A 12,445-nucleotide genomic window follows, 5' to 3' on the forward strand; every position below is an offset into this window, starting at 1 on the left:
CTGATAAGCTATATTTGACCTTATGAAGAAATTGAGACTGCAAAACTATCTACTGGCATCAGTATTTCTTTATGTATTAGTGGCTATAGTTTGGGCGGTATTTCCAAAGCAGGAAAAGAAAGAAGAAACCGTCAAACTAATTCAATCCAAATCTGAAATTGAGGGAAGAGAGGACTTACAATCAAGGTCTGAATACAATCAGGCTATGCTTGCCGATCCCAAGACAGGCAAAGTCCCTGTAAACATAAGAGCAAAAGAACTGGAATTTGCTAGATCCCAAAAACAACGTTTCGTTGATATTCCTACGGGTACCACTGAAAGTAACGCTACCAATTTCGCAAGGGCTACAAACGCACTAAACTGGAGTCATGTGGGCCCCGGTAATTTTGGCGGAAGAACACGAGCCGTAGGTATGGATGTGCGTGATGAAAATATGTTGCTTGCCGGTGGTGTTTCTGGCGGTATGTGGCGTTCAAATAACCAAGGAGTGACTTGGGTACGATCGTCGACCACGGAAGAATTACAAAGCGTTACGGCTTTGACCCAAAACGTAAAACCTGGCCAAGAAGATATTTGGTACTACGGAACAGGCGAATTAATAGGAAACTCATCTAGAGCACCTGGCGCTCCATTTAGAGGCGATGGTATTTTTAAATCTGTCGATAATGGGGTGACATGGAAGCCGCTTGAATCAACACAAACAAATTCACCCGGATTGTTTAATTCTCCTTTCCAATATGTTTGGGATATCACGACGAATCCTAACGGTACAGACGATGAAATCTTAGCTGCCGTTTATGGTGGAATTGTGCGGTCGACTGATGGTGGTGAAACTTGGACCACCGTACTTGGAAACGACTTACTTTCCTTCCCTTTAGATGGAGATTTAAATTCTGTTTCGGCAGTTTTTTACACCGATATTCATAGAACAGCCGATGGCGTATTTATAGCCTCCCTCAGCAGTGCCACCAATAATACTGGTGTAGCGGCGCCTGACGCCGGAGTTTATTCATCTGTAGATGGGGTCAATTGGAATTTGATCCTCAATTTTGCAGGTACTAATACCCGACGAATTGAGTTAGGTTCTTCGCCCTCTTCGCCCGAAATTATTTATGCCCTAGCCGATCAAGTGATAGATTATGGCCTTTGGCGGTACAATCTCAATACTTTTCAGTCCATCCGCTTGTCACCTAATGTGCCAGATGGTAGTAATGACATAGAAGCGTTTGACTCTCAAAGTTCTTATAATATGATGGTGAGCGTGCACCCAACAAATCCTGACGTGGTTTACTTGGGAGGTACAAATTTATACAGATCAACAAATGCCTTTTCTACGCGAAGAGATACCCAGTGGATTGGTGGATATGATCCCGAAGACGATGGTATCAGTATTTACCCAGACCATCACCCCGATCAGCATGGTGTGCTTTTCATTCCCTCCGATCCGAATAAGATGATATCGTTTAACGATGGAGGAATATTTATTACCGACGATAACTTAGCCGCTAATGTGGAATACACCCCCTTAAATACAGGGTATGTCACCACACAATTCTTTACAGGTGTGTTCAGTAAATTTCCTTCTGATGATTTTGTTATCGGGGGTACTCAAGACAACGGTAGCCTTTTGACGGCAAATACACTATTTACCACGGGTAGTAATGGCACTAGAGTGATTGGTGGCGATGGTGGTTTTGTTGCTACGACACCGATCGGCGTTTTTTACTATCTATCTTTCCAAAACTCAAGAATATTTAGACTTACGCTGAATGATGATTTTGAGCTAACCTCCTTCGCTCGGGTTGATCCGACAGGTGGAGGCTCTGACCCTTCGCAGCCCTATTTATTCATCAATCCCTATGTGTTAGATCCGAATAACGCCAACCGAATGTTCCTCGCAGGTGGTGACTTTCTATGGAGAAATAGAAACCTATCTCAGATTTTGACAGGTTCTCAAGCAACAACTTCTGTTAACTGGACAAGGCTAGAAGAAACCGAAATTAATACGGGAATAATCTCGGCGGTACAGGTATCTACCACTCCCGAAAATATAGTCTATTATGGCACGTCGACAGGGAGAGTATTCAAGATTACGAATGCACATACTGATGTTTATGAGGTAGAAGAAATCACTGCGGATTCATTTCCGACAGATGGATTTATCAGGTCGATAGCGATCGATCCTACAAATGCAGATGAGGTTCTTGTTTCCTTCTCTAACTATGGTATTCCAAGTATTTTCAGATCCACCGATGGCGGTGACACATTTGAGGATGTTTCGGGCTCATTGGAAGAAAATCCTTCAGGAGAGGGTAATGGTCCATCGGTGAGGTGGGTAACTATTGTGCCTCAAAATGATGGCACCAAACTTTACTACGCTGCTACGAGTACAGGACTTTATGGAACAAGCACCTTAGACGGACAATCTACGAATTGGTCTATCGAAGGGCCAGATGCAATAGGTAATGCCGTGGTGAATATGATCGATTACCGAAGGATAGATGGAAAAGTTGTGGCTGCCACACATGGTAGAGGAATGTTTACTTCATCGATCACCAACGTTGTTCCTCCTGAGCCTATCAATGGCTCGGACGGGTTCGAATTGACTAATGTTTATCCTAATCCATTTTCCGATCTTGTCACGATCAATGTAAACTTACCCGAAACGAACCTACTCCTGATCAGGATTTACGATTCGGCTGGCAATCAAATACGAAGTATTTCGGGCGGTTTGGGCTTTATTGGTGAAAATGATTTCTTCTGGGATGGGACAAATACATTAGGAAATCCGGTACAGGATGGGGTCTATTTGATTCGAATTACCTATCAAAATGAAAGTACCGTTCGCCGTGTTATTCTAAGTAGACAATAAGCCTTTCAGGTCTAACATCCTTGCTTTATCTTTGCGGCTCAAAATCAGATAGATGAAGTTAAAAACCACGGTATTACTTGCGCTATTAATAATGGTTTCCGTATCCAGTTGCGGTCCTTCGGAAGAAGAACTCGTTGCGGAGGCTAGAGGCTATATGGAAGCTGAGAATTATTCTGAAGCCATAAAGACCTATAATCAGGCACTTGAAAAGAATCCTCAAAATTACGCAGCGATCAATGCGAAAGGTGTGGCATTGTTAAGAATAGGCGAACTTGAAGAGTCTATTCGGGTATTTACCGACGGTATCAATACAGATACGACCAATTACAGAGCCTTCTTTAATCGTGGTAACGCCTTCAGAATTTTGGGTAAAGACAACGAAGCGATGTTGGATTATGATTATGTGATTCAAATCCAACCCGATATCGTGGATGCCTATATCAACAGAGGTGCTTTACTTTTTAAGTATAAAGAATTTGATCGCGCACTGTTTGACTTCCAATTTGCACTGGAGCTTCAACCCAATAACCCGCTCTTATACCTAAATAAAGGAAAAACCGAACTAAGAATAGATAACCTAGAAGATGCCTTCTTTGACCTAAAAAAAGCGCTAGAAATGAAGCCAGATTATGGTGAAGCTTACTATTGGCTTGGACTTGCAGAGTTGGCTCGAGATAATCGCCCACAAGGGTGTGAGTACTTACTCAGCGCGCAAACTTTAAACTTTGAAGCAGCGAGTGAGGCCATCGGACAGAATTGCGCTCAATAATGGCTGAAATTGGTCAAGATATAGCACGAGCGAAGTCAATCTTGACTAAAGGCGGTCTAGTGGCTATTCCTACCGAAACAGTTTATGGTTTGGCAGGAAATGCCCTAAATGATCAAGCAGTAACGAGCATTTTTGAAGCGAAAAACAGACCTTCTTTTGATCCTTTAATTGTGCATGTGGCTAGTCTTGAGTCTGCGGCCGAATACGTGGAATTTATCCCAGAAAATGCCATTAAATTGGCCAATACTTTCTGGCCAGGCCCCTTAACGATTTTACTCAAGAAAAAATCGATCATATCAGATTTAGTCACATCAGGTTTAGATACAGTAGCAATCAGGGTACCCGCTCAAGAATTGACACGGAGTTTATTAACGGTGCTAGATTTTCCACTTGCAGCCCCGAGCGCAAATCCATTTGGTTATATCAGCCCAACAAAGGCTGAACATGTAAATGCGCAGTTGGGAGATCGGCTTGATTATATTTTAGATGGGGGAGATTGCGAAGTTGGTCTAGAATCGACAATAGTTAGCTTTGAGCATGAAGTGCCGAAGGTGATGCGTTTGGGTGGATTATCGGTAGAAGAAATAGAACAAGTCATTGGTCCAGTACAAGTTGCTAACCATTCTAGTTCTACACCTGCTGCACCAGGAATGCTAAAGAGTCATTATGCACCTAGAAAATCGATTGTCTTAAAATCAAAGTTTGATCAGATTTCTGAAGATAAAATAAGTGAAATTGGAGCGCTATTATTTGATCAATTTGACGAAGTGATACCCAAGGAGAACCAATTTTTACTTTCTGAGTCTGGCGATCTAAAAGAAGCAGCATCAAGGCTGTTTTTGGGTTTAAGAACGCTTGATCAGCATGATAAGATCAAAACAATTGTAACCGATTTTGTGCCGAATATAGGGCTTGGAAGAGCCATTAATGATAGAATAAAACGAGCAACAGCTAAATCATAATTATGAAAACCATCAACGACTTTGACTTTAATGGAAAAAGGGCCCTAATCAGGGTAGATTTTAATGTACCATTGAATGCCGATTTTGAAATCACTGATTTTACCCGAATTAAAGCTGCGACACCAACTGTCAAAAAAATACTGTCGGAAGGTGGTGCAGTAGTTTTGATGTCGCATTTAGGGAGACCTAAAACAGGCCCTGAAGAGAAGTTTTCATTGAAACACCTAGTTGCTCATTTATCCGATGTATTTGAGACAGAGGTTAAATTCGCCAACGACTGTATTGGTGATGAAGGGAAAGCAATTTCGTCGAGCCTGAAAGGTGGTGAAGTATTGCTACTCGAAAATCTAAGGTTTTACACAGAGGAGACTAAGGGAGATGTTGATTTTGCTAAATCGCTAGCGGAGCATGGAGATATCTATATTAATGATGCCTTTGGTACTGCTCACCGAGCCCATGCTTCTACTTCAATTATAGCACAATTTTTCAGCGAAAAGGGTTGCGGTTATGTCATGCAGGCAGAACTAGAAAATGCGCAAAAAGTGTTAGAGAAATCGGAACGACCTTTTACGGCCATTATGGGTGGCGCTAAGATTTCAGATAAAATTCTGATCATCGAGCAGCTTTTAGAGCGTGTAGATAATTTGATCATTGGTGGTGGCATGTCCTATACTTTCTTTAAAGCGATGGGTGGCCAAATTGGTAACTCTTTGGTTGAAGAAGATAAACTTGAGTTAGCATCTACCTTAATTAAAAAGGCGAAAGAACTTGGAGTGGACTTACTCTTGCCGATTGATTCAGTGGTGGCAGATGATTTTAATAACGGTGCCAATACCCAAATATCCATGAACAATGCTATTCCTGATGGCTGGATGGGCTTAGATATAGGGCCTCAAGCGGCACAAGTTTTCTCTAATACCATTAAGGATTCTAAGACTGTACTTTGGAACGGCCCCATGGGTGTTTTTGAGATGGAAAATTTTGCTTCAGGAACTAAAGTCGTTGCAGAAGCCATCGTCGAATCGACTAAGAATGGTGGTTTCTCCCTAATTGGTGGTGGAGATTCGGCTGCTGCAGTGAATTTGCTAGGCTTTGGTAATGATGTTTCTTACGTCTCAACAGGTGGTGGAGCACTCTTGGAGTATATGGAAGGAAAAGAGTTGCCTGGAGTTGCGGCTTTAGAGGTATAAAAAGAAAAAAAGGATAGATGTGATCATCTATCCTTTTCAAATTTTATCGGCTAAACACAGATTACCGAACTACCGTAATGGAACCCGTCTGTTCGAAAGTACCCCGCTCTGGTTCAAAACGTGAAGTAAATCTCATCACATAAGGGTAGGTGCCAAGTGGCACAACTTCTCCGTTAAAAGTACCATCCCATGAGAATTCAAGCGTATTGCTCTGGTAGATTAGTTCACCCCATCTGGAATAAATGAAAATCTGAAACTCGTTGACAAAGTCATTCGGAAATACCGTGAAAGTATTATTCGGTGGGTTGCCAGACGGTACAAATGCTGTAGGTGCAATAATTCTTGGGTCGCAGCTTTCCACTATAGTCACCGTATCTATTCTAACACAACCAGTCGAAGTTGTCATTGTCACCGTGTAAACACCAGGCCCAGTAACAGTAAGTCTTTCATTAGCATCTGGGAATGGCTGGCCATTCAACGTCCATTCATAAGTTTCGAAACCAACCCCGGCAAGTAATACAGCATTATCAGTTCTAGTTGGGCAGTAAAGCTCTACGTCAGGCAAAAGGCCCTCAGGAATATTTTGTCTTGTGATTTGGATACTTCTCTCAATTGAGCAGGTGCCATCTGAAATGGTCACTGTATAAGCACCTTCGTCGTTTACATTAATTACACTACCAGACTGGGTAATTGGCTGTCCATCCAGTGTCCAAGTGAAAGAATTGGCAGCCCCTGAAAGTAAGTCTACGGTCAAAGTAATAGGCGATCCATCGTCACAGGCAGGAGTTGAGGAGACTGTTGCAATTAGTTCTTCAGGAATTGTCACATCCTCAGAATCGGTTCCTTCACAGGTAAGGTTGTCTGATGGTCTCACAGAAACGGAATAAGTACCATCCATATCTACCGTTATTACGCTGGTGTTGGCACCGTTATCCCAGTTATATACATAAGTAGTATTTGGCGCTGGGTTCGTTACTACTGCTTCTAAAGTGATTGTGCCATCACAGCCGTCAGTTACGCGATTTATCTCTACAATAGGTTGAATGGTTAAGTCAACAACAACAGTTTCTGAAACATCGCAACTACCTGGGGCAGATGCTGTGACCGTATAGGCGCCGCTTTCTGGCGCAGAAATCATTGCACCATTGGCCGTAAATCCATTAGGTCCTGTCCATGAGAAGGTAGCGCCGCCAGTGGTAGAGCTTGCGGCAAGTGGTGCTGTTGGACCACAAATCTCAACAAATGGGTCAACCGTTAAATCAACTGGTTGTGGCTGATTGACTATGATGCCAGTTTGACTTTGATTACAACCGCTATTCGAAACAATATTCAGGTCATAAGTTCCGCCAGCTAAACCAGTAATTGTAAAGTCGAAAGTTGTCATGGCTGTAGCCGTAGCTGCTCCGCCATTGGTAATGGTACCGTCATCCGTATTGGTGAGGGTATATGTAACTGGGAATATATCGGCACTGAGTGTGACGGTCATTGAGCCATCATTGACTTCACACTGGGCATCGGCCGTAGCGATATTATCGATGGTAAAATCTGGTGGATCATTCTGAACTTGAATACCATCCAGTGTATTATTACAGCCACTACTGTTATCAGTAATCTGAACACTGTAGATATCCGCTGCCAGACCCGAAACAAGCTCTGGTGAGGCTGTTGGCCCCGAAAGATTATTCACTTGGGCCACTATACCACTGCTGGCACCAGTAACCGTGTAAGAATAGCTTCCTGTGGTGGTAATAGAGAATTCAAAACTACCATCGGTATTGCCGCAAGCTGGATTTACGATAGTTCCTAGTGTCGCCTGTGCGATCGCATTAACAGTAACTAAAGTGGTGTCATTCACGAAACAACCAGGAGTTACCGGATCTTCGATCGATACCACGTAGCTAAATATTCCTGGAATACTCGTATCGACCGTCGCCCTTCTTTGGTTTGGTAGCGTGACGGTAGAATTATCGGGGTTAATCACTGTCCAGATGTAATTATCCGCGGTGACATTTGGGTCGAGTATTAGCTCTTCGTTTTGACAAATGTTAGCAGCATCTGGCAACTCTATCTCAAATGGCGGTCCCGCAAAAATCTCACGACTATTACTACATCCTGCAATATTGGTTACTGTTACCGTATAGATTTCAGGTTCAGTAATGGTGAAACTTCGGTCAGTGCTTACAACCACTCCTTGGCTATTTACCCATTCGAAAGACAGGTTTGGATCATCAGGTTGACCCTGAATCGCATCTAACGGAAAGTCCTGTCCCTCACAGATTGAAATGGCCTGCGGCACTGTAGGCACTGCTGGTATATCCATTACCATGATTTCTTGTACCAGTGTTGTGTCAAATCCACAACGGTTGGAGATGTTCACTGAGATGTTGAACAAACCAGATTGCCCTTGTGGGAAAGTGTAAGCTGTATCCATTCCGGCCGCACTAAATACTGTGCTATTATCGGCTTGGTTGGTAATAGACCATAAGAATTCGTCTATGTCAGATGTGCCTGTACTTGTCATTTCAATTCGCTCCTCTGTACAAGTAAGGTCAGGGGCAAACATGGTTGGCTCCATCTGAGGATTAGCGTTGTTTTGGACAATATTCGGCAAACCCAAACGCGAATTACCTGTGGTAAGAATTACGGCTTGAGGACTGAAACCAGAGTTTTGTAAGGTATCGTCTACCGCGGCGATCGAACTGACAAACCTGCTGCCTGCAGGATTACCAGGTGTTTCAACGGCTACGTAAAGCTGTCCGTTTGGTCCTGTTTGTATTTGTCCGAAGTTTAACTGAAGGTTCAGACCATCGGTGATATCCATTCGCGAAGCTAGTCGTGAGGCTTCGGTTGAAAAGGTATCTATACGGTATTCGAGCACTCTACCGCCCGGGCTTCCCGTATTGCGATTGTTCATAGTGGCAAAGAGCTTTCCTCCACCAGGTGAGAAGTGGACATCGTACACCTCGTCATTGGCGCTGCCGCCTTCATTCAGATCGATTCCGTATTGGAACTCCACAATTTCACCCGTCATCAAATCAAATTCGAAGAGTTCAGCGTAGTCATCAGTTCCTTCTATCAGTGCCACCGCGACTCTACCGCCGTCGGCTGAAAACTTCATGCCGGCTTGTCCGCTTAATTCGTCATTAAAGGAGTGTATGGCGCCAGCTGATGAGATCACAGGTGCACCGATTCCCTCAACAGTTATTGGGTAGGCCCTAAAGGTATTATTGCCATATTCATGAGCGAGTAGCCAAGAGTCATTACCAGCTCCTCCGTAAGCCACTACTTTTTCGGTGCTTCGGGTAAACATAGTGACATCCTTGATGGTGACATCACCTCGCCCGTTATCCTCCTTCATGTCCACCACACTATATTTCAGTTCAAAGGTATTTTCTCCGTACACCTTTTGGGTCGTAAACAAGTAGTAAAGCGTTTCGTCATCCACAAAAGGGACTATGATAACGGCTTGATTGGAAAGGCTATCTCCACCGATTTCGGTACCGTTCGGCATGACACCATTTTCTCTATTCCAAACACGCGATCCATTGGTATAGAATAAGACATCGCCATTCGCGTCAGAAATTGTTGAAGTTCCTGCAGGCGCATCCATGGCATGTGGCGTTGTGATACTCCTTGGAGGAGGGTCCAATCCATCTATTTCATTGAAGTCAAGTCCTGCACCATCTCCAAAATACCAAATGTTAGCAGTGGTGCGATCGTCGGCATAAACTTGCACGCGTGCAGTGGCGTAAATCGGGCAACCATTGGAAGGTGTAATTACTACCCAATAATCACCGGCATCGCTTACTGTGATGGTGGAGGTGGTTTCTCCAGTGCTCCATAGGTATTCGAAAGGTCCGCCCGTGGCACCTCCTTGCTGACCTTGCCCGCCTTGTTCTGGTTCGGCATCTAACTCTAGAGTTTCGCCTTCACAGATCGTGGTATCGGGCAGCGAAACTTGTAAATCGTTCTCTAAAATCTCCCGCATGATCACATTGGAAGTGACCACTTCTCCATTAATAATAACCGAAAGTGTTGCGGACAGAAATCCAGCTTGTTCAAACGTCATCACAGGAGCTTGTTGATTGGAAGTCAATCCAAAAGGCTGAAAATCCCAGAAATAGTCCGTTGGTACAGCCGTTGAAGGCTCAATCATAGGGAAAAACTGAATCGGGTTGTTCATACAGAACTCTCCATCTTGCGCCACTGCCGTAACGACAGGTTCCACATTAGCCTCTGGGCTAAACTGACTGAAATAGTTTGAATTGACATCCACTCCATCGAACAAACCACTTTCGTAATTGACAATGGTTATCGCACTATCGGGCTGATTGATTTTACCCATAAACCGACTGCCTCCCGGCGCATCTCGATAAATGTGGTAGATCGTGCTGTCTGGCGCCAACTGTAAACTTAGACTTTCTTCGACCGGGGTCGTCAAGACCGATTCTAGTGGAGCATCGTCTCGAATATCGAGCATATTGAATCGGTAAATATTACCCGAAGTCCCATCATTTCTACTGAAGAATAGATGGTTTCCAGATACCGACCAGCCGGCAGAACCTCCAAAGGTTTCGCCTAAAACGAAAGTGTTCAAAATAGTTCTGCGGAAGGTTAATTCTGGAACTGCTTCATTGAAATGTAATATCTGAATATTAGAATTATTGGACGGAATGACTGCTATCTGACTTGTAGCGGTATTATACGCCATGTGGAGGGCTTCTATTGGCGTGGTTAAATTCAAGTTTCCAACCGCGTTGAACGAACCTCCAGGTTCAGGAATACTATGTATTTCGAATAATCCGTTGGTCGCGTTTTGCGTGATAAGCCAAAATTCCGTCATGTCTCTTGACCCTATGGTAATCATACCATTACCGCGATCTGTAATGCCTGATAACAAGTTTTTTCCAATTGCGGTCACCTCTCCAGCAGGAGGGCCATCGGCTCTATTTCCCTGCACACTACGATCTACTACTGTGTATAGAATTTCTCCTGCTGCATTTCTATGGAATAGATAAAAAAGGTCTTCATTTCCTGCCCCAGGCACAGGACTCGTACTCATGGCCTGAATACCAGTGGCATCGGTAATAATCCCGTTACCGTTCTGCATTATCTCATTTGTACCATCGTAAATATTAATCCCGTCTGAGTAGAAGATGAGATCGCCACTCGTGGGATCGGTGGAGGTAATTTTTTCACCAATGTTCAATTGTGGCCTTTTTCCTTGATCCAAAAAGGCTTCACTTGTAATACTTTTACCGAAAATCAGGGCTTCATCATTACCTGTGAAATACCAGTTGTGCCTGGTAAAATCTTGGCCTAGAGCGGTTAAGGACAAAACCAGGCCAAAAAATAAAAAAACAAGTCGTAGTTTTCTGTTCACAGTGAAATTCTCTTTCTGGTAAACACCAAGGTAAATTGATACCCTTATTACGCGGTTAATGGACTTTTTATTATATTCAACGCCTCATTAAACACGCCCTAAGATAACGGAAAAGTTTATTGAGGAAACGTTGTTTTGGTAATTTGATTCTTCAAATCCATTGAAGAAAATATAATTGTATCAGGGTCGTTAGGAGTTAAATTGTTTAAGACATTACATGAGAAAGGCATTTGTTTTATTAGTAGGCTTTTTGGCCATTTGTACTTCTAGAGAGGCAAAGGCTCAAGATGCCCAATTTTCTCAGTTTTATGCAGCTCCCTTGTATATCAACCCGGCCTTTACTGGGGCTTCTCAGTTTACTCGTTTTGGAGTGAACTATCGAAGTCAATGGCCTAACCTTCAGGCTTCGTTTGAAACGTTTTCATTTTATGCCGATCACTATATCGATCGGTACAATAGCGGTATTGGTTTAATCGTCACCACCGATCGAGAAGGACAAGAGGGTTTAACTTCTACCAACATTGGTTTTAGTTATGCTTATCAATTGCAACTGACAGAAAACTTAGTTTTTAGACCAGGAGTTCAATACAGTCTTTTTTCAAGGAATGCAGCATTTCAGAATCTAGTTTTCACCAATCAAATCAATACAATTACTGGTGAAATTGACAGAACGATTACCGATCCAGCGATCATTGCAGGACAAGATTTACAGTCCAATTTCGGTGATATAAGCGTTGGTGGGGTACTTTATTCTAGAAGACTGTTTTTAGGGGTAGCGCTTCAGCACATTACAGAGCCGAATCAGTCATTATTAGACGGTGATGAATTTAGTGTTTTGCCAGCCAGGCTGACCATTCACGGCGGTTATAAAATTGACTTAAGATCGGGTGGATTAAGAAACGATTTAACTTACACATTAAAGGAGAGAAGTATTACGCCAGTTTTCCAGTACAAGGAGCAAGGGCCGTTTTCTCAGTTAGATATCGGTGCTTTTTTGCACTTAGAACCAATCAATTTTGGTTTGCAGTACAGAGGGTTGCCGTATAAACAGTTCGAAGATTTTCCTAACCACGAATCTTTAATCTTTTCATTGGGAGTAACTACCAATAACTTCAATATTGGCTATAGCTTTGACTATACACTGTCTAAGTTGACCATAAACGCCGGTGGTGCGCATGAATTCTCGCTATCCTATATTATAGATTTCAGCAAGCCGCAAATCACACCAAGGAGCCGCTGGAGAATTCCATGTCCTAAAAACTAAGTCGT

At 43.1% G+C, this 12,445-nt stretch carries 6 protein-coding genes; 5 read left to right on the plus strand and 1 reads right to left on the minus strand.

From position 1 onward, the window contains the following. The first annotated feature begins 22 nt into the window (after positions 1-22). The 4 genes from BFP71_RS07865 to BFP71_RS07880 are packed head-to-tail and all read left to right on the plus strand — an operon-like array spanning position 23 to position 5,793. The gene (locus BFP71_RS07865) at positions 23-2,872 is read left to right on the plus strand and encodes a FlgD immunoglobulin-like domain containing protein (protein ID WP_069834951.1); all 2,850 of its coding nucleotides are present in this window, start codon (positions 23-25) and stop codon (positions 2,870-2,872) included. 52 nt (positions 2,873-2,924) lie between these two features. Then, on the plus strand, positions 2,925-3,641 hold the full coding sequence (locus BFP71_RS07870) for a tetratricopeptide repeat protein (protein ID WP_069834952.1): 717 nt from the start codon (positions 2,925-2,927) through the stop codon (positions 3,639-3,641). Beyond that, a complete protein-coding gene (locus BFP71_RS07875; protein WP_069834953.1) occupies positions 3,641-4,603 on the plus strand; it encodes an L-threonylcarbamoyladenylate synthase in 963 nt (320 codons plus the stop codon). The genes BFP71_RS07870 and BFP71_RS07875 overlap by 1 nt, the downstream gene beginning before the upstream one ends. Before the next feature lie 2 nt (positions 4,604-4,605). Next, positions 4,606-5,793, plus strand: coding sequence for a phosphoglycerate kinase (locus BFP71_RS07880; protein WP_069834954.1), 1,188 nt, complete (start codon positions 4,606-4,608; stop codon positions 5,791-5,793). A gap of 61 nt (positions 5,794-5,854) precedes the next feature. Here the strand turns inward: BFP71_RS07880 and BFP71_RS07885 are convergent, their stop codons facing one another. Next, complete coding sequence (locus BFP71_RS07885) at positions 5,855-11,176, minus strand: T9SS type B sorting domain-containing protein (protein WP_069834955.1); 5,322 nt, start codon at positions 11,174-11,176, stop codon at positions 5,855-5,857. Positions 11,177-11,393: 217 nt separating this feature from the next. Here BFP71_RS07885 and BFP71_RS07890 point away from each other — a divergent pair, with 217 nt between their 5' ends. Further along, positions 11,394-12,440 carry a PorP/SprF family type IX secretion system membrane protein gene (locus tag BFP71_RS07890; protein ID WP_069834956.1) on the plus strand — a complete coding sequence of 349 codons (1,047 nt, stop codon included), beginning with the start codon at positions 11,394-11,396 and terminating at the stop codon, positions 12,438-12,440. Positions 12,441-12,445 lie beyond the last annotated feature (5 nt).

Source organism: Roseivirga misakiensis, assembly GCF_001747105.1.
In the GTDB taxonomy this organism is placed as follows: Bacteria; Bacteroidota; Bacteroidia; order Cytophagales; family Cyclobacteriaceae; genus Roseivirga; species Roseivirga misakiensis.